Annotated in this window: 17 protein-coding genes and 1 tRNA gene; 14 read left to right on the plus strand and 4 right to left on the minus strand. The window is 48.9% G+C overall.

Going from position 1 to position 18,458, the window contains the following annotated elements; genetic code table 11:
* Positions 1-143: 143 nt before the first annotated feature.
* Together pth and mfd are read left to right on the plus strand one after the other, a co-directional pair.
* Positions 144-710, plus strand: coding sequence for an aminoacyl-tRNA hydrolase (gene pth / locus H8710_RS10090; RefSeq protein WP_346727108.1), 567 nt, complete (start codon positions 144-146; stop codon positions 708-710).
* Between the two features lie 67 nt (positions 711-777).
* Entirely contained in the window at positions 778-4,263 is a 3,486-nt protein-coding gene (gene mfd / locus H8710_RS10095) for a transcription-repair coupling factor (RefSeq protein WP_249295397.1), read from the plus strand.
* A 90-nt stretch (positions 4,264-4,353) separates the two neighbouring features.
* Here the strand turns inward: mfd and rsmI are convergent, their stop codons facing one another.
* Complete coding sequence (rsmI, locus tag H8710_RS10100) at positions 4,354-5,175, minus strand: 16S rRNA (cytidine(1402)-2'-O)-methyltransferase (protein ID WP_249295398.1); 822 nt, start codon at positions 5,173-5,175, stop codon at positions 4,354-4,356.
* A gap of 61 nt (positions 5,176-5,236) precedes the next feature.
* A complete protein-coding gene (locus H8710_RS10105; RefSeq protein WP_249295399.1) occupies positions 5,237-5,968 on the minus strand; it encodes a tRNA1(Val) (adenine(37)-N6)-methyltransferase in 732 nt (243 codons plus the stop codon).
* A 159-nt stretch (positions 5,969-6,127) separates the two neighbouring features.
* On the opposite strand from H8710_RS10105, the gene H8710_RS10110 reads away from it, so the two are divergent.
* The 12 genes from H8710_RS10110 (at position 6,128) to H8710_RS10160 (ending at position 17,482) form a co-directional block, all read left to right on the plus strand.
* Positions 6,128-6,214 (plus strand) — tRNA-Leu (locus tag H8710_RS10110).
* 351 nt (positions 6,215-6,565) lie between these two features.
* Positions 6,566-10,948 (plus strand): immunoglobulin domain-containing protein, encoded by a 4,383-nt coding sequence (locus H8710_RS10115; protein WP_249295400.1) that lies wholly within the window; start codon positions 6,566-6,568, stop codon positions 10,946-10,948.
* Positions 10,949-11,271: 323 nt separating this feature from the next.
* The gene (locus H8710_RS10120) at positions 11,272-11,766 is read left to right on the plus strand and encodes a helix-turn-helix domain-containing protein (RefSeq protein WP_249295401.1); all 495 of its coding nucleotides are present in this window, start codon (positions 11,272-11,274) and stop codon (positions 11,764-11,766) included.
* A gap of 11 nt (positions 11,767-11,777) precedes the next feature.
* Positions 11,778-12,026 carry a hypothetical protein gene (locus H8710_RS10125; protein ID WP_249295402.1) on the plus strand — a complete coding sequence of 83 codons (249 nt, stop codon included), beginning with the start codon at positions 11,778-11,780 and terminating at the stop codon, positions 12,024-12,026.
* A 63-nt stretch (positions 12,027-12,089) separates the two neighbouring features.
* Positions 12,090-12,311 (plus strand): hypothetical protein, encoded by a 222-nt coding sequence (locus H8710_RS10130; RefSeq protein ID WP_249295403.1) that lies wholly within the window; start codon positions 12,090-12,092, stop codon positions 12,309-12,311.
* Positions 12,292-12,603 carry a YbjQ family protein gene (locus H8710_RS10135; RefSeq protein ID WP_249295404.1) on the plus strand — a complete coding sequence of 104 codons (312 nt, stop codon included), beginning with the start codon at positions 12,292-12,294 and terminating at the stop codon, positions 12,601-12,603. The genes H8710_RS10130 and H8710_RS10135 overlap by 20 nt, the downstream gene beginning before the upstream one ends.
* Before the next feature lie 162 nt (positions 12,604-12,765).
* On the plus strand, positions 12,766-13,155 hold the full coding sequence (locus tag H8710_RS10140) for a hypothetical protein (protein WP_249295405.1): 390 nt from the start codon (positions 12,766-12,768) through the stop codon (positions 13,153-13,155).
* 378 nt (positions 13,156-13,533) lie between these two features.
* Positions 13,534-14,637, plus strand: a complete 1,104-nt coding sequence (locus tag H8710_RS10145; RefSeq protein WP_249295711.1) for a sodium ion-translocating decarboxylase subunit beta — start codon at positions 13,534-13,536, stop codon at positions 14,635-14,637.
* Between the two features lie 13 nt (positions 14,638-14,650).
* Entirely contained in the window at positions 14,651-14,785 is a 135-nt protein-coding gene (locus tag H8710_RS13400; RefSeq protein ID WP_283242859.1) for an OadG-related small transporter subunit, read from the plus strand.
* Positions 14,786-14,897: 112 nt separating this feature from the next.
* Positions 14,898-16,304: an MATE family efflux transporter gene (locus H8710_RS10150; RefSeq protein ID WP_249295406.1), complete on the plus strand. Its 1,407-nt coding sequence runs from the start codon at positions 14,898-14,900 to the stop codon at positions 16,302-16,304.
* Between the two features lie 116 nt (positions 16,305-16,420).
* A complete protein-coding gene (locus H8710_RS10155; RefSeq protein WP_249295407.1) occupies positions 16,421-17,134 on the plus strand; it encodes a 16S rRNA (uracil(1498)-N(3))-methyltransferase in 714 nt (237 codons plus the stop codon).
* Positions 17,135-17,179: 45 nt separating this feature from the next.
* On the plus strand, positions 17,180-17,482 hold the full coding sequence (locus tag H8710_RS10160; protein WP_249295408.1) for a hypothetical protein: 303 nt from the start codon (positions 17,180-17,182) through the stop codon (positions 17,480-17,482).
* Positions 17,483-17,537: 55 nt separating this feature from the next.
* Here H8710_RS10160 and H8710_RS10165 read toward each other — a convergent pair whose 3' ends face one another.
* Together H8710_RS10165 and H8710_RS10170 are read right to left on the minus strand one after the other, a co-directional pair.
* Positions 17,538-18,077 (minus strand): phosphoribosyltransferase family protein, encoded by a 540-nt coding sequence (locus H8710_RS10165; RefSeq protein WP_249295409.1) that lies wholly within the window; start codon positions 18,075-18,077, stop codon positions 17,538-17,540.
* Between the two features lie 42 nt (positions 18,078-18,119).
* Positions 18,120-18,458, minus strand: a complete 339-nt coding sequence (locus H8710_RS10170; RefSeq protein WP_249295410.1) for a histidine triad nucleotide-binding protein — start codon at positions 18,456-18,458, stop codon at positions 18,120-18,122.

Raw genomic sequence — 18,458 nt, forward strand, 5'->3', positions numbered from 1 at the left:
CCCTTTTTTCACCTTGAATACATCTGTTTTTTGTGTTAAAATTTGTAATACAGCAAAATAGAAACGAGGAGGATTTCTGAGCGGGCAAGCCGTTTGGAAAAACATTTGTAATGTCTATGTTTTTTAGAAGATCATCGGGCGGGGTGAAATACCTGGTTGTCGGGCTTGGAAATCCCGATAAAAAATACCGAAACACCCGCCACAACACCGGTTTTATCGCCGTGGACTACATGGCAAAGGAACTGGGGGCGGAAATCAGCAAAAAAAAGTTTGATTCCCTGACAGCGGAGGCAATTATTGCCGGGGAAAAGGTTCTTTTGATGAAGCCCCAGACCTATATGAATCTATCCGGTGTAGCGGTGGAAAAGGCTGCTAGCTTTTACAAAATTCCGCCGGAAAACGTCATTGTGATCTTCGACGATATTTCCCTGCCGGTTGGTAAGCTGCGTATCCGCCGCAAAGGCACCCATGGCGGGCACAACGGCATCCGCAGCATCATCGACTATCTGCAATCGGACAACTTTCCGCGCATCAAGGCGGGCATTGGCGAACGTCCCAACCCCAACTATGATTTGGCAGACTGGGTGCTCTCTACCTTTAAGGAAGATGAACTCAAAGGCATCAAAGAAGTTTCAAGCCACTGTCTCGATATTGTAAAACTCATCATTGAGGGCAACATTGAACAGGCAATGAGCAAGTATAATTCCTGACCTCCCCCATATATATGAAACGAGGACGGTAGGGCCCCCGGGGTTTTGGAGAAAGGCTGGTATCCCTTTGAAACTGTTTTCCATGGTTGCCCAGAATTTGGAGCAATATCAAAAAATTATCGAGAATGTAACCGCGGCCCGCACACCCATGCTGTGTGTCGGGCTTTCGGCTATTCATAAAGCTCATTTTATTTATGCCGCGTCGGAAGAACTGGAAGAACCCATCCTCGTCGTCACCCAGGATGAAGCGGCGGCGGCTCGGCTCAGTTTCGACATAAACGCCATGGCCCGGGAGGAGCGGAGTATCCTGTTCCCGTCACGGGATTTTACCTATCGCCAGATGGAGGGTGTTTCCGGCGAATACGAACAGGCGCGGCTTGGCGTTTTGTCCCGTCTCGTTCAAGGGGAGGCAAAAGTGGTCGTCGCTTCTATCCAGGCGGTGATGACTCGTACCATTCCCAAACAGGTACTCATCGACAACACCTTTACCGTCACACCAGAAACCGGTATGCCCCTTGATGAGCTAGTGTCCCGGCTCGTCCACTCCGGTTATGTGCGCCGCCCCCAAGTGGACGGCTTCTGCCAGTTTTCGGTAAGGGGCGGCATTGTGGACATCCTCCCGCCCAACGAGGCAAATCCCATACGAGTGGAGTATTGGGGCGACGAGATCGACACTATGTCTTATTTCGAGCTGGATAGCCAGCGCCGAACCGAAAGCGCCTCTAAAATCGAGATTTCTCCCGCCAGAGAAGTGACTTTTGGAGAGGGAGAGTTATTCACAAAGCTCACCGATTTTTGTGGAAAACTCGGCAGCCGTAAAGCAGCATCAGAGGCAAAAAAAACGCTTTTACAGGATTTGGATACGCTTAAAAGCGGTATGGAACTCAATTCCCTCGACAAATTTTTTCCCCTGGCCTATGACGAGTTTGCCACTGTCGCCGACTACTTTGACAACGCCCCTGTGTTTGTAAGCGAATTTGTCGAAGCCAAGGAAGCCGCCCGTTCCACTTTTTGGCAGTACAGCGAGGATTTGAAGCTCCTTTTTGACGACGGACAGCTCTGCAAGGGTTTGGACAGCTATATGCTGAGTCCTGAGCAGGCGGAAGCCCGTCTGCTGAACCATCGCCTCGTCTATTTCGACACCTTTGCCCGGACAGGGTTACAGGGACTCAAAGAAATCGTCACCATTTCCCCCTTGCAGTCCTCCGGCTGGAACGGGGATTTAAAGCTGTTAAAATCAGACCTTTATCCCCTGTTGGAGCAGGGCTATTGCTGCTGTATCTTGGCGGGCACTGCCAAATCAGCCAGCAATCTAGCTGCTGACCTGACTAAAATGGGCATCGACGCCCAATATGTAAAAGACCTGAAAAACATCCGTTATCGGAGCGTTTTTGTGTTGGAGGGAACCCTTTCCACTGGATTTGAGTACCCACAGATCAAATTTAGTCTCACCACAACCGGCAAGGCGGTCACCACTTCCACTCGTAAGACGAAAAAGCGCAAAGGAGAGGAAATCAAGTCTCTTTCCGACCTGACGGTGGGCGATTATGTCGTCCACGTGGCTCACGGTATCGGCATTTTTGACGGAATCCACAAGCTGGATCTTCACGGCATCGTCAAAGACTACATCAAAATCAAGTACGCCGGGGCGGACACCCTTTACGTTCCTGTCACCCAGTTGGATTTGGTATCCAAGTACATCGGCCCCCGGGAGGATTCCCGAATTAAGCTTAACCGTCTCCACAGCGGAGAGTGGCAGAAAACCCGTCAGCGGGTCCGCAAAGCGGTGGACGAGATGGCCGACGAGCTCATTGCCCTCTATGCCCAGCGAATGAAGGTAAAAGGATACGCGTTTTCCCCCGACACCGAGTATCAAAAGGATTTTGAAGCTCATTTTGAATATCAGGAAACCGACGACCAGCTCCGCTGCATCGAGGAAATCAAGGCCGATATGGAGAAGGAAACCCCTATGGAACGGCTTTTGTGCGGCGACGTGGGCTTTGGAAAGACGGAAGTAGCCCTTCGGGCCGCGTTTAAATGCGTCATGGACGGAAAACAATGCGCCGTTCTCTGCCCCACCACCATTCTCTCCTGGCAGCACTACCAAACCTTTATGGCGAGGCTATCTAACTTCCCCGTGGAGGTAGAGCTTCTCTCCCGTTTTCGCACTCCGAAGCAGCAGAAGGAAATTATCAGCCGTCTGGAAAAAGGCCTTGTGGACATTGTGGTGGGCACCCACCGGCTGGTGTCCAAAGACATCCACTTTAAAGACCTGGGGCTTGCCATCATCGACGAGGAACAGCGCTTTGGCGTCGCTCACAAAGAGCGGTTTAAAGAGATGTTCGCCGGCGTCGATATGCTCACCCTCTCGGCAACTCCCATCCCCCGCACTCTCAACATGGCCATGTCCGGCATCCGGGATATGTCAGTTATCGAGGAAGCGCCTCAAAACCGCCACCCCATTCAGACCTATGTGCTGGAACACGATGCCGGCGTCATCGCCGAGGCCCTCAAACGTGAGCTGAGGCGGGGCGGGCAGTGCTATTATATCCACAACAACATCGAATCCATCCACAGCTGTGCCGCCCGCATCCACGAGCGGGTTCCCGAGGCCCGCATTGCCGTGGCCCACGGCAAAATGAGCGAGGACGAACTCTCCCATGTCTGGAAACAGATGATGGAACAGGAAGTGGATATTCTGGTGTGCACCACTATCATCGAAACGGGTGTTGACGTCGCGAATTGTAATACGTTAGTCATCGAAAACGCCGACCGGATGGGATTATCCCAGCTGTATCAGCTTCGGGGCCGGGTCGGCCGGTCCAGCCGCCGGGCCTTTGCTTACTTTACCTTCCAGCGGGGCAAGGTACTGACCGAGATTGCCACCAAGCGGCTAAATGCCATCCGGGAGTTTACAAAATTCGGCTCCGGTTTCCGCATCGCCCTGCGGGACTTGGAAATCCGCGGCGCTGGAAATATTCTCGGCACCCGCCAACACGGCCACATGGAGGCGGTGGGTTATGATATGTACCTGCGGCTGCTGTCTGAAGCCGTTGCCGAAAAGCGGGGCGAAAAGCCCGCATTGCAGGCTTCGGCCGAGTGCCTTGTGGACCTCCAACTGGAGGCCCACATTCCTGAGGACTACATCGACAGTCTGTCTCAGCGCATCGACGTGTATCGAAAAATCGCCTCCATCAAAACCGAGGAAGACAGTATGGATGTAGTGGATGAACTCATCGACCGGTTTGGGGAGCCACCCGCTTCGGTGAAGGGCCTTATCGACGTGGCGCTACTTCGGAATACCGCTGCCCAGTTTGGATTCAAGGAAATCAATCAAAAGGGAGAATCCCTTCAGTTCATTCCCGAGAAACTGGATATGAATTTGGCGGCGCTGCTCAATTCTAGATTGAAGGGCCGAGGTTCTATTAACGCCGGAAACACTCCCTATATCGCAGTCAAGATGAAAGGGCGGGATTCCATTTCCACCCTGCGGGAAGTGATGGAAATTCTCCAGGACATTCGCGCCAACAATCCACTGGACCAGGTTTTTTAGACTTGATAATTACAACCAAAAACCGCGATGAAATTTCATCGCGGTTTTACCATTTGTATTAGTAGATTTAAAAATACAAAAATTGTGTTCTTAGATTAACCCATTGTATATTTCACTTTTTTTATACCCGTATTGAGCTGAAATTTTCTTGGCCGCTTCGGTGAGACGCTCCCCTTCCGCCACCAGTTGCTTGGCTTCCTCAATGGCCCCTTCCAGGGAAATCTGCGGCTCTGTTTCAGGAGTCGCTCCCTCCAATACCAGCACAAATTCCCCTTTGGGCGTTTTTTCTTCGTAGAAAGCGATTGCCTCCCGAAGGGTGGTGCGGATGACTTCCTCGTGGATTTTTGTGAGCTCCCGGCCGATGGAAATCCGCCGGTCGCCCAGCACCCGTTCCATATCCCTGAGGGTAGTCAGCAGCTTGTGAGGCGCCTCGTAAAAAATCAAGGTATGGGTGTCGTTTTTAAGACTCTCCAGATGGAGTTGCCGATTCCGTTTGTTGGTTGAGAGAAATCCCTCAAAGGAAAACCGGGAGGTACTCAGGCCGCTGATGCATAAAGCGGAGACAGCGGCGCTTGGCCCCGGGATGACCACAGTAGGCACTCCCTTTTCCGCCGCCAGTCGGACCAGATCCTCACCGGGATCCGATACGCAGGGCATTCCGGCATCGGAAACGACAGCGCAATTTTCCCCATTTAAAATGCGCTCAATAATTGCTTCACCCCGTTCACGTAAATTGTGTTCGTGGTAACTGACCATGGGCCTTTTGATGTCAAAGTGGTTTAATAATTTGACAGTGACACGGGTATCCTCCGCAGCAATAAAGTCAACTGCTTTTAGTGTTTCTACTGCCCGGGGAGAAAAATCCGACAGGTTCCCGATGGGGGTGCCGGTCACATAAAGGGTTCCGCTCATAACAAATACCGCGCCCCCGCCCTCCGGGAGCTGCCTTTCTTTCGAATTTGAGATGGAGCTTCTACTCCTCCGGTGGTAAATTTCCGTAAATCTGGAGCATTTCTTTGGTGAAATCCTCCCCGTCCATGACTGTGAGTGTGGGTTCAATGTCCATGTAGGGCTTACTCCCCTTTTTGCCTTCAATGAGAAATAGCCAAGGAGCTGTTTTTTCGTCTTTTGCCACCATCCGAAGCCGCTTTGGCTCGATGTGATTCTCCCGCATGGCGGTGATAACGTCTGCCAACCGCTCCGGTCGCTGGCAGAGGCAAAGTTTTCCGCCGGTTTTCAAAAGTTTCGACGCTGTCCGGCAAACGTCAAAAATGGTACAGAGAATTTCGTGCCGGGCAATTTGGCGGGAATCCCGTTCGCTCAAAATGCCGGTATTGGCGATTTTATAGGGCGGATTGCAGGTGACGATGTCAAAAGCATCAAAAGGAAGCATTCCTTTGACATCCTTCAAATCCCCTTCCAGCGGAATGATCTTATTTTCCAGCTGGCAGAATGAAACGGTATGTTTAAATTGCTGAATGGCTTTGACCTGAATATCTAAACCGTATATAATATTGGGAAAAAACTTTTTGTATATAATTAATGGAATGATACCACAGCCTGTCCCCAAATCCACGACTTTATCCCGGTGGCGTGCGCCTGAAAAATCAGCTAACAAAAAAGCGTCAGTCCCAAATTTATGATCGGGCGTTACGCAGATAGACAGGGTATCACTTAATTTTTCCATAGTGTAGGGAAAATCCATAGCTACTCCTTTAATAGTAGAGTTGACAGCCTTTATTTTAACATAAAGTTGGTCTTCTTTCAATAACTCTTCCTGCACATCTGTAAAAATTCAAAAAAGGGGTTGATTTTTTTTAACAGATGCGGTATAATATCAAAGTCTCCATGAGACCACTTATGCGCCGGTGTGTTGGAACTGGCAGACGAGACGGACTCAAAATCCGTTGCTAGCAATGGCGTGTGGGTTCAAGTCCCACCACCGGCACCATTTACAAAAAGAAGTCGATTGTTTTATAACAATCGACTTCTTTTTATGTATAAGCCCTAATTTGATGTACATAGGAAAATAACAAGAAGCAAACTATTTGGATTCAGAACCTTACTTTACAATTGCTGCGCAGAAAAGCTGCTTTTTATCCTACATACATGAGGAAACCGTCGATAAACAGTCGGTGTTTTTTGTTTATCACCTTTATTAGTGTTATTATACGAAACACATGGTAGATTTTTGTGTAACAAACTATTTTTGCAAAATGTTTAAATAAACTGTTGGCAAAAGTAGAATTTTTGTGTAAAATGAAAAAGGATATATTAAATAAAGCGAGGGGGCTTTCAAAAAATGATAAATCGAAAAATGAAAATTTTGTCTGTGGCGACAGCAATGACTATTTTATTTGCTGCGAGCTCAAGTGCGCTGCCGGTCTCTGCTTTTGAAAACGGACAGTCAGCAGGCATCGGCACGGTGACAAGTTCTCAGAATGAGGCAATTGATGGTGAAGGCAGTGGTCTTGAGTATTCGACATCGGTTATTACCGGGACTGACGGCAATAACCACGGGGTAAAGACTATAACCTTTAATCCCACAACCAGCGATTATATGCCTATGGTGTATTCACAGTACAGCGGTTACGGCAGCAGAACCATCCGGGCAGCCGAAAATGCCGAAAGCAAACACGGTTACGATGTTAAAGCGGGTGTGAATGCATCATTTTTTGTCCTGTCCGGCGGGGATATCAGTGGCAGTACCTACGGCGGCGTAAACATTTCCGATGGAAAAGTGTTTCAGGGCTGCAATAATTACGGCCCCACCTGGATGCTTACCTTTGACAGCGACGGTAAGAGTGATTTGGTATATTCCCGTGTCGCATATGAGCTGAAGCTCAACGGAGAAGTTAAACGCGGCGCCTTGGAGAATATTAATATTAATCCTGTATCGGGTAAGACCACCACAGGAATCTACTATTGGGATACCAGCTGCGGCACCGCTACCGATACCAAGGACCCCGGTGTGGAGATCGTATTTAATAAAGTGGACGACACCGAGCTAGTGGTAGGCGGCACCCTTGTGGGCGAGGTGTGCGAAATTCGAGCCAACGTATCTTCCGGAAACGACGTTGGATACGACCAGTTTGTGCTTTACGCATCAGATAAGAGTCAATGGGCTTCTGAACTCCGTGGGCTCAAGATCGGTGACAAAGCGCATATTACTTGCACGGAAACCATAGCCGCGGCTAAAGAGGCCATGGAAAACTGCAACGGTGCTCTCGTCACCTACGGTTATCACCTAGTCGAAGACGGCAGAAACGTGACTTCCTCCTTCCCTCTGGGCGATTCTTTTAGCAAAGCGCGAGCACAGAGGACGGTTATAGGCGTTAAAGAAGATGGTACACTTCTTATCCTTGTGTCTGACGGCCGTACCTCCACTTACCCCGGCATGACGCTTTATGAGCTTGCCGACCTACTTATTTCCCAAGGCTGTGTCACTGGAATCAATCTGGACGGCGGCGGCTCCACTCAGATGACCATTGAAAACACCTCCGGTAAGCTGGAAGAAGTTCTTTCAAGTGCCAGGAGTGTGGCAAACAGTTTGCTGGTGGTGAAGCGTCCCGAGACTTCTCACAACCTCGTGGCTCAAAAGCGGGAAAAACTTCAATCGTTAATTTCTATGGCCGAATCCTCCGGCCTTTCGTCTTTAGCTGCTTACGGCGAAAGCATTTATAATTCTGCTACTTCCATGCCCGGAGACTATACCAAAGCGATTATGGCCCTACAGGAGGAGATTGGCAGAATCATCATTACAGACCTGCCCTCTACCGCTATTGGCCTCATTGGAGCTTCTCTCACCTTTTCTATTGAGGCAGAACCTATTGGCGGCGGAACCCTCAGCTATCAGTGGTACAAGGATAATGTCGCCATCGAAGGCGCTACTGGGTCTTCCTATACTGTAGATTCTGTTACAGAATCCGATGCGGGAAACTACAAGGTCGTAGTTACTAATACAATAGGAGAGACTTCGACTACTGCGTTCAGCACGGTTTGCACAGTGGAAGTAAGCGACGGCAATAATATTGTAAAGGGCTTAAAATATACCACTTCGCTCAAAGACGGTGGAGCCAACGCTGGACTCGGCGATTTTCATGACGACCATCCGGATGTAGAAAGAGTGAAACTGACTGACGGTTACTATGCTGCCAGCTGGAGCGATTCCAATAGTGTCGGTTACCATAAGCGCACAGGACTGCCTGTGGATCTGACTTTCCACCTGGGTGATAAGCCCCAGACTTTCCAGCAAATCAATATTGGAGCCTTTTCTCCCAATGCTAACGGTATTACGATACAGTCTAACACGAAGATTGAAATTAAAAACGGAGCCGGAGACGAGTGGCATGTCATTTGTGATGCTCCAACAGCGGGCTCCCTTGGCAAAGATAAACGCTTTATCTTCGCTACAGAAGATGGCAAGAACATCTCGGCAACTGACATCCGCTTCACCTTAGCACTGGGTTCTTCATGGTTGTTCCTGGACGAAATTGAAGTCCTCCGGGACGGCGACGGCTCGACTCCCGACAGCACCTTGACCGTACCGATTTCTACCATCCAGACTCCTGCGTTCACTACAAATCTGGAAACGGCGCAGTCGGTAAAAGATGGCGAATCCCTCAGCCTGTCGGTGACTGCGACGGTTAACGACGGCGGAACCCTCACCTACCAGTGGTACAAGGATAATCAGGCGATTTCTGGTGCCACAAAGGCTTCCTATACCATCGATTCTGCTAAGAAATCTGATGAAGGAAGCTACAAAGTGGTGGTGACGAACACTAAAAACGATGTGACGGCTACAGCAACTTCCAATGTCTGCGCAGTTACAGTAGAATCTATCGTAGTTACACCTCCGGCCACGCCGGTGTTTACCACTAACCTAGGGACAGCCCAGACTGTAAAGGACGGCGAATCCCTCAGCCTGTCGGTGACAGCGACGGTTACCGACGGCGGGACCCTCACCTACCAGTGGTACAAGGACAATCAGGCGATTTCTGGTGCCACAAAGGCTTCCTATACCATCGATTCTGCTAAGAAATCTGATGAAGGAAGCTACAAAGTGGTGGTGACGAACACTAAAAACGATGTGACGGCTACAGCAACTTCCAATGTCTGCGCAGTTACAGTAGAATCTATCGTAGTTACACCTCCGGCCACGCCGGTGTTTACCACTAACCTAGGGACAGCCCAGACTGTAAAGGACGGCGGAACCCTCAGCTTGTCGGTTGCGGCGACGGTTACCGACGGCGGAACCCTCACCTACCAGTGGTACAAGGATAATCAGGCGATTTCCGGTGCCACAAAGGCCTCCTATACCATCGATTCTGCTAAGAAATCCGATGAAGGAAGCTACAAAGTGGTGGTGACGAACACTAAAAATGGTGCGACGGCTACAGCGACTTCCAACGCTTGCGCAGTGTCAGTAGAATCTATCGTAGTTACACCTCCGGCCACGCCGGTGTTTACCACTAACCTAGGGACAGCCCAGACTGTAAAGGACGGCGGAACCCTCAGCTTGTCGGTTGCGGCGACGGTTACCGACGGCGGAACCCTCACCTACCAGTGGTACAAGGATAATCAGGCGATTTCCGGTGCGACACAGGCCTCCTATACCATCGCTTCTGCTAAGAAATCTGATGAAGGAAGCTACAAAGTGGTGGTGACGAACACTAAAAATGATGCGACGGCTACTGCGACTTCCAATGTCTGCGCCGTTACACTACAAGTCCCTGACGAACCCAAGGCGCCCACCATTACTACCAACTTGAGCAGCGTTAAAACCGCACAAACCGGTGATTCGGTAAACCTTACAGTCAAGGCGGTTTCCAACAATAGTGGAACGCTCTCCTATCAGTGGTATAAAAACGGAAATATGATTGCAGGAGCAACCAGTGATTCCTACACCATCGCTTCGGCCTCTGTCTCTGACGGCGGCATTTATTACGTAGAAGTAACCGATAAGAGCAACAACACCCATACGCTCTCCAATTCTTGCACTTTGACAGTGGCTGAGAAGGATGTTCCTTCCGGCGGTGGTTCTTCTGGAGGCTGGATTGGCGGCGGTTCTTCGAGGCCCTCCAAGCCTTCCACCCCAGAAGAACCCAAACCCACTTCTCCTACCTGGGAAGAGATTGACGGTGTCTGGAAGCTCAAAGGCATCGACGGCGACTACCTGACCGGCTGGCAGAAAGTGGACGGCGCCTGGTACTATCTAGGTGCAAACGGCGCTATGAGAACCGGTTGGTTCCAGGACGGCAACAAATGGTACTACTTGAAATCCAGCGGTGCCATGGTTACTGGTTGGCTGAAACTCCAGAACACCTGGTACTACCTGGGTGCAAACGGTGTTATGAGAACCGGTTGGCTCTTTGACAACAGCGTATGGTACTATCTCTACGACTGGGGTGGAATGGCCAACACAAGCTGGGTAAATGTTAATACCAATGAAAATGGTGTTTATATCTCCAGATGGTATTACTTTAGGGGCAATGGCGCTATGCTGACTGGCTGGCTCCAACAAGGTGCCAACTGGTATTACTTAAATGCGGACGGTGCCATGGCGCATGACCGGTGGTTGCTCATTGATGGAAAGTACTATTACTTCTATTCTTCCGGCTCTATGGCCACAGATACTACCGTTGGCGGGTACAAGGTGGATGTCAGCGGTCAGTGGATCCAGTAAGGGTATCTGGATATTTTAACGATTGCAAAGGCGGCAAGTTGAAACTTGCCGCCTTTGCTGATAGGAAACATCGCTAGAAAGCAATAGAAATCCCGTGAAGGATTGAATTTTTAATGATGGTACCTCCTGCTGCTGCCCCAAATTTGTATCCGTGCAATTAGATGAATACAACTATAGGTAGATAGAAAAACAACGGATGGTTTGCTAGAATCAACGAATAAGGGGTTTGTTTTTCTTCTTTCTCAGGGTACAATGAAAGCAGAAAGAAGCTTCTTTTCGAAAACACTCAATCCTATTCGTTTTTATAGAAAGGCGGCGTTATTATGGCGGCAACATTAGGAACCAGAATCGCAGAACAAAGAAGAAAAATGAATCTTACCCAGGACCAGCTCGCCGAACAAATGGGGGTTTCCTCCCAAGCGGTGAGCAAGTGGGAAAATGACCTCTCCTGTCCCGATATCAGTCTTCTCCCCTCCCTATCTGACCTTTTCGGAATTAGTATCGACGAGCTTTTGCGGGGAGAATCCCAAAAAATTGTTCAGGTTTTGCCGGAGGGGGAGCGCAAAGACCTTAACAAGATGCTTCTTCGCGTACGTGTCAATACTGCCCAGGGAGATATCGTCAAGGTGAATCTTCCTTTATCTCTTGTCAAGGTGGGGCTTGAAATCGGCATGCAGTTACCGGAGGTATCTAATGTTTCGGCCCTCAAAGACATTGACCTGGAGGCGGTGCTCCGCATGGCGGAAAGCGGGGTCATCGGAAAACTGGTGGAAGTGGAAAGCGCAAACGGCGACAATGTCGAAATCTCTATTGATTAGGAGGAATCAGCATGCGTGTCCGTGTCCACACCAAAGATATCAAACTGACGATCCCGGTGCCGAACGCCCTAGCTTTTAACCACGCGGTGTCTCTGATTGCTTCTAAAGCATTGCAAAAAAGCGTGTCGTCCGTTCAGATTACACCAAGGCAGTTTGACAGGTTTTGGGTGGCGCTCAGAGAGGTCCGCCGAGAATGGGGGAAGTTTTCCCTGGTGGAAGTCTATACTGCTGGCGGTGAAGAAATTTTTGTTTCCCTATAGAAAAAACCTTGCAATTTTTTTGATCTGTGTCTATAATGAAGAAAAGCGGAGGAGGAGTCCACCATGAAAGCAAAAAAACTAATAGCCCCTATCGTCATCACAACTCTGCTCGTACTCTACTTGATTGCTTTTGTGGTTTTGGCCTTCCTGTTCAGCGTCCCATTGTGGGCAAAACTCCTGGGCGGCCTGATCCCATTAGCGCTCATTGGAGTTTCCGTCTTTGTTTTAGTGGAACGAATCAAAGAAGTAAGGAGCGGTGAAGAAGATGATCTTAGTCAATACTGATTATATCACAGGGAAAAATTTCGAGATGCTGGGGCTCGTCAAGGGAAGCACCATCCAGTCAAAAAATATCGGCCGGGACATTACCCAGAGTTTTAAAACCATTGTGGGCGGTGAACTGAAGGCTTACAACGAAATGATGAACGAAGCTCGGGCACTGGCAACCAAACGCATGGTAGAGGAAGCAGAGCAATTGGGGGCCGACGCGGTCGTAAATATCCGGTACGCATCGTCTGCGATCATGCAGGGGGCGGCAGAAGTCATCGCCTATGGTACCGCAGTCAAATTTATTTAAGTAACCCGAAACCTGCTGCCCATATGGGCGGCAGGTTTTTGACGTGAAAGGAAACAATTTGTAAACTGCTGGACAATTCGGTTGACATTCAGCTCTGTGCGAACTATGATAAATATCAAAGCGGCGGTTTTCCGTCCCATTATTGCGTCGGAGGGAATTTTTTTGAACTGGTTAGCAAACTTTATGAGAGGGCGCTACGGCGTCGACCCTTTATCCTTTGCATTAATCATCATTGGCGCTGTTCTTACTTTTATTGGCTCGATTTTTAATCTTCTTCCGCTGTATCTCATCGCCTGTGTCATCTATCTGTACTGCTTTTTCCGCATGTTTTCAAAAAACATTGATGCTCGGAAAAAAGAGTATGCTTTTTTCATGAAGGCTTGGGGCCCTGTCCAGAAAAAAATACGGGATCGTCAGCAGCGTGCTCAAGATACAACCCATTCTTATTACAAGTGTCCCAAATGCAAACAACAGGTGCGGGTGCCGAAGGGCGTGGGAAAAATTGAAATTACCTGTCCCAAATGTCTTCATGTCTTTATCAAAAAGTCCTGATGAAATGGGGATTTTGGGGAAAGATGAAGGTATCTGGATGAGAGGCTTTCTAAATACCGCTTCTTATTATTGACAAATCTTAGCAAATGAATTATACTGTTAACAAACTAAAAAGTATAAGATTTTCTCAATATGAGGGAGTAGCTGGCGGCATTTTGCCGTAGCCTTGCGCGTCAGGACGATTGAAAAATCCGCGCGGGCTTATAAAGCACACTGTGTTTTTATAGCAAGACTTTTATTGTGGCCTCGCCTGCCGTGATGGAAGTCTTGCTTTTTTGTATGGGAAGCGATTGCTTTCCAAATAAGGGATGGTATATCCGAATAACTAAGGAGGTTTTTCTTTTGCTCGAGGAATTGATACCGCTTTTTTCCTCCAGTATGGACTGGAATTTGTTTCCGAAGCAGATTATAATGTGGGTGATTGGCGGCCTGCTTATCTACTTGGCCATCAAAAAGGACATGGAGCCGGCGCTGCTTCTTCCTATGGGCTTTGGCGCTATTTTGGTGAACCTGCCCTTTTCCGGTGCGCTGGAGACAACTACCGAGGGAATTACTGAACCCGGCGTAATCGAAACGCTTTTTAACGCCGGAATTGCCAACGAGCTCTTTCCGTTACTTCTGTTCATCGGCATCGGGGCAATGATCGACTTTACACCGCTGTTATCAAACCCAAAGATGATGCTCTTTGGTGCAGCGGCCCAGTTTGGCATTTTCTTTACGCTGAGCCTTGCCTCCCTGTTTTTTGACTTGCGGGATGCGGCATCTATCTCCATTATTGGTGCGGCGGATGGTCCCACTTCCATATTCGTCGCGAATGTGCTGAAATCAGAATATACAGGTGCAATCATGGTGGCGGCCTACTCCTATATGGCACTGGTTCCTATTATACAGCCGCCGGTCATCCGGCTGATTACCACCAAAAAAGAGCGGTGCATCCGAATGGATTACCACGCCCGCCCTGTGTCCAAAACGGCCAAAATTCTGTTCCCTGTGATCGTCACCTTGGTAGTAGGACTTGTTTCCCCAAAATCGGTTGCACTGGTCGGTTTTTTAATGTTCGGAAACCTTGTCCGCGAATGCGGTGTTTTGAACGCCCTGTCTCAGACCGCTCAGAAGGAACTTGCAAACCTCATCACTCTGCTGCTTGGTTTGACCATCGCCTTCAAGATGCAGGCGGAATCCTTCCTCAACCCCTACACCCTGCTGATTATGGCCCTGGGACTCGTTGCCTTTGTCTTTGACACTGTTGGCGGCGTGCTGTTTGCCAAGGTGCTTAACCTATTCAGCAAGCACAAGGTAAACCCCATGATCGGCGCGGCGGGTATCTCAGCATTTCCCATGTCCGCCCGTGTCGTCCATAAGATGGGCCTTAAGGAGGATCCCGAAAACTTCCTGCTGATGCACGCAGTGGGCGCCAACGTTTCCGGCCAGGTGGCTTCGGTTATCGCAGGCGGCTTGGTACTCAATATGATTTTACATTAAAGGAGCGGTGAAAATGTCTTTGAATTTTGATAACTTTTTGCAGACCCTCCCTATGATGGGCATGGGCATGGGCGGCATTTTGGCCGTCACCTTAATTCTTATCGGCGTCATGGTATTGCTCACAAAAATCTTCCAAGAAAAGAAATAAAAATTGGGACGGCATTTGATAAATGCCGTCTTCTTTTTTACAGATTTTCCCCCTTTTGCCATGTAAATATGGTATACTGATAGTAACAATTTTACAATGGAAAGGGATAGACATGTCAGAACTTGCAAAAGAAACCAAGAACAGCGATTTGGGCACAGCCCCCATTGGAAAACTACTATTCCGGCTCGCCGTGCCCTCTATTACAGCGCAGCTTATTAATGCACTTTACAACATTGTCGACCGGATTTATATCGGCCGTCTCCCCGGAGAGGGAAAACTGGCTTTGGCCGGCCTGGGGATTGCTTTTCCCATTATTATGATTATTTCGGCCTTTGCCGCCCTCATCGGCATGGGCGGAGCACCTTTGGCGGCTATCAAAATGGGGGAGGAAAACCCCCGACACGCGGAAAAAATTCTGGGAAATTGTTTTACCGCCCTGATCGGACTTTCCGTGGTGCTGACCACGTTTTTCTTTTTAACAAAGGACACGCTGCTTTACTGGTTCGGCGCATCGGATAACACCTTTGTTTATGCCAACCAATACCTGTCCATTTACCTCATTGGCACCCTGTTTGTTCAGTTGTCGCTGGGCCTCAACCAGTTCATCACGACCCAGGGGTTCGCCTCTACGGCCATGAAGACGGTGCTGATCGGCGCTGTTATCAACATCATATTGGACCCTATTTTTATATACGGCCTCAACATGGGAGTCCGCGGGGCCGCGCTGGCCACGATTATCGCCCAGTTTGTTTCGGCGGTTTGGGTACTGTGGTTTTTATTTGGGAAAAAGACCATTTTGAAAATTCACCTAAAAAACCTGAGGCTTGACCGCTCCATTATGCTCCCAGTATTGGGCCTGGGTCTATCTCCGTTTATTATGCAGGCCACTGAGAGCCTCATTCAGCTCACCTTTACCGCCGGTATGCAAAAGTACGGCGGTGACGATTATGTGGGCGCTATCGCCATTATCATCAGCTGTATGCAGGTGGTGCTGATGCCGATTATGGGCCTTACCCAAGGGGCACAGCCTATTATCAGCTACAATTACGGCGCCAAAAATTATACCCGGGTGAAAAAGTGTTTTAAGATGATGCTTTTATCCGCTGCGGTGATTTCCTGGGTAGTCTGGGCCTTCATAATGGTTTGGCCCCAGGCGCTTATCTACCTCTTTAACGACGATCCGGCGCTGTTGGACATCGGTGTTTATGGCATCCGCATCTTTATGTTCGGACTTATTATCATGTTTGTGCAGCACTCCTGTCAAAGCACCTTCGTGGCTTTGGGGCAGGCCAAGATTTCGATGTTTCTGGCGTTGCTTCGCAAAATTATCCTGCTAATACCCATTGCACTGGTGCTCCCTCCCCTCTTTATTTCTACCGGCATGTTTGGATTAACCGGAACCGACGGCCTTTTTTACGCCGAACCCATTGCTGACATTTTGGCATCGGTGACGACAGGCATTCTTTTCTTGATTTACAGCAAAAAACTTCTGCGCACAGAGGAAAAACCAGAGGCGTAAATTTTAAATAAAATTTCATATATTTGCTATATTCTGCGCTTATATCTATGGCAAAATAAGGATATGATAATACAATAGGCAAAAGTCTATACCCCATTAGAAATGTGGTGATTGCAATGCCCCGTTTTTTTGTGCCGGAAATTGGGTCCGATAAGGTGCAGATTTCCGGTGAGGACGCAAGACATATAGCGAAATCCCTGCGGCTTTCGGTCGGTGATGAAATTGTCCTCTGCGACGGAAAAGGTTGGGATTATCAGGGCACAATAGAAACAATGGATGATGAGGTGACCATCCGGATTGCCTCCAAAGAGGAAACCAAATCCGAGCCCCGTGCAAAGGTAACCCTGTTTCAGGCCCTGCCCAAGGGTGATAAGATGGAGCTCATTATTCAGAAAAGCGTAGAGCTGGGTGTCAACGAGATCGTTCCCATTCTGACGAGCCGGTGTATTTCCCGCCCTGACCCAAAATCCATGAAAAAAAAGATCGAGCGGTACAATAAAATTGCCCTGGAAGCGGCCAAGCAAAGCGGAAGAGGGATTATCCCTAAGGTTACAGAACTTCTAACATTGGAGCAGGCGGTAAAGCGGCTACCGAAACAAAGTATCGTTTTTTATGAAAACGGCGGCCAACGCTTAAGAGAGTTGGTTGGAGAGCAAACCCTTGACCTAGGCGCTTTTGTGGGAAGCGAAGGCGGTTTTTCCATGGAAGAAATCGAGCTTTTAAGGCGTTATCAAGTGTTACCGGCGACGCTGGGCGAGCGGATTCTTCGCTGTGAAACGGCACCTATCTGCGGATTGTCGGTAATTTTTAGTTTAACGGGCGATATTTAAAATGGAATAGGATAATACTGTATAGAGAGAAAGGAAGGCTAAGAGATGAAAAAAGGTGTATGGGTATCCATTTTTGCGGCGGCCGCGGCCGTTGCCGCAGCTGCAGTTGCAGTAACGGCGTTTATCAAACGGAAGAGTGAGGCGCTTGCTGACCATCTGGATTACGATCCAGATGCCTATTTCGAGACAGATGACGACGATGATTCCCTCTACGAGGGCGACCCTGTGGAAGGCTCTGACCTTGAAGAGGCAGAAGAACCCGAGGAAGAGACGATTCCCCCCTTCCCTGATGAGCAGGAAGCGGTCGGACAGGATGAAGCTGTTTCCGATGACGATCAGGCTTATTGATGGCAATAAAAAAGGACTTCCGGAAATCTTCCGGAAGTCCTTTTTTAATAAAATATTATTTAAAAAATAGCGGTAGCTTTTCCAAATAAAAAATATCTTTGCGGTCGGCGGCGTCCCCTTCTGCCAATACAGCGGCCTGGCCGACGATTTTGCCCCCTGCTTTTTCCACCAGGGTTTCCAGAGCCTTCAGCGATTCCCCTGTGCTAATAACATCATCGACAATCAGGACTCGCTTGCCGTTTAAAAGTTCAACTTCGTCCCGACCCAGATACAGCTTCTGGGAGCCTTTTGTCGTGATGGACTGAACCTCGACCTCAATGGGGTCGATGGTGTAGACTTTGACGCTTTTCCGCGCCACTACATAGCGGATGCCCATTTGACGGGCCATCTCATAGGCCAGTGGGATACCCTTGGACTCCGCTGTAATCAAAACATCGCAGGGAGGGGCCTTTTTAATGATCTCCTTGGCTGACGCGACCGTTAGCTCCACATCAGAAAACATAATAAACGCGGCGATGTCCAGCGTGTCGCTGACCGAACAAATAGGCAATTCCCTTGTGAGTCCCGCTACGTGAAGGGTATAATATTGCTGCATAAAAATCGTACTCCTTTATCTGATATACACATGTTCAGACGGTCAGATAATATTTTCTCCCAATTTTTTTCCGGCTAGCACATGGAAATGAAGGTGCTTTACTGTCTGTCCGCCGTCTTCTCCGCAGTTTGCAATGACCCGGTAGCCGTTTTCATACCCCAGTTCTTTTGACAACATGGCAATTACTGAATAAATGTGGCCAACCACGGCTTCATTTTGGCTGTTTATTGCAGAAGGGCCTGAAATGTGCTCTTTGGGCACTACGAGAAAATGAACTGGCGACTGGGGGGCAATGTCGTAAAAAGCGTAGACCTGTTGGTCCTCATATACCTTTTTGCTGGGAATTTCCCCTGCAATAATTTTACAAAATAGGCAGTCCAT

Origin of the sequence: Fumia xinanensis (assembly GCF_014384905.1) — a bacterium.
Lineage (GTDB): Bacteria > Bacillota > Clostridia > Oscillospirales > Ruminococcaceae > Fumia > Fumia xinanensis.

What these genes read in the sequence shown, in the direction of transcription:
- rsmI (WP_249295398.1), bottom strand. Translation starts at nt 5,175, where the DNA reads ATGAGCGGAACCCTTTATGTGACCGGCACCCCCATCGGGAACCTGTCG.
- H8710_RS10105 (WP_249295399.1), bottom strand. Translation starts at nt 5,968, where the DNA reads ATGGATTTTCCCTACACTATGGAAAAATTAAGTGATACCCTGTCTATC.
- H8710_RS10115 (WP_249295400.1), top strand. Translation starts at nt 6,566, where the DNA reads ATGATAAATCGAAAAATGAAAATTTTGTCTGTGGCGACAGCAATGACT.
- H8710_RS10120 (WP_249295401.1), top strand. Translation starts at nt 11,272, where the DNA reads ATGGCGGCAACATTAGGAACCAGAATCGCAGAACAAAGAAGAAAAATG.
- H8710_RS10125 (WP_249295402.1), top strand. Translation starts at nt 11,778, where the DNA reads ATGCGTGTCCGTGTCCACACCAAAGATATCAAACTGACGATCCCGGTG.
- H8710_RS10130 (WP_249295403.1), top strand. Translation starts at nt 12,090, where the DNA reads ATGAAAGCAAAAAAACTAATAGCCCCTATCGTCATCACAACTCTGCTC.
- H8710_RS10135 (WP_249295404.1), top strand. Translation starts at nt 12,292, where the DNA reads ATGATCTTAGTCAATACTGATTATATCACAGGGAAAAATTTCGAGATG.
- H8710_RS10145 (WP_249295711.1), top strand. Translation starts at nt 13,534, where the DNA reads ATGGACTGGAATTTGTTTCCGAAGCAGATTATAATGTGGGTGATTGGC.
- H8710_RS13400 (WP_283242859.1), top strand. Translation starts at nt 14,651, where the DNA reads ATGTCTTTGAATTTTGATAACTTTTTGCAGACCCTCCCTATGATGGGC.
- H8710_RS10150 (WP_249295406.1), top strand. Translation starts at nt 14,898, where the DNA reads ATGTCAGAACTTGCAAAAGAAACCAAGAACAGCGATTTGGGCACAGCC.
- H8710_RS10155 (WP_249295407.1), top strand. Translation starts at nt 16,421, where the DNA reads ATGCCCCGTTTTTTTGTGCCGGAAATTGGGTCCGATAAGGTGCAGATT.
- H8710_RS10160 (WP_249295408.1), top strand. Translation starts at nt 17,180, where the DNA reads ATGAAAAAAGGTGTATGGGTATCCATTTTTGCGGCGGCCGCGGCCGTT.
- H8710_RS10165 (WP_249295409.1), bottom strand. Translation starts at nt 18,077, where the DNA reads ATGCAGCAATATTATACCCTTCACGTAGCGGGACTCACAAGGGAATTG.
- H8710_RS10170 (WP_249295410.1), bottom strand. Translation starts at nt 18,458, where the DNA reads ATGGACTGCCTATTTTGTAAAATTATTGCAGGGGAAATTCCCAGCAAA.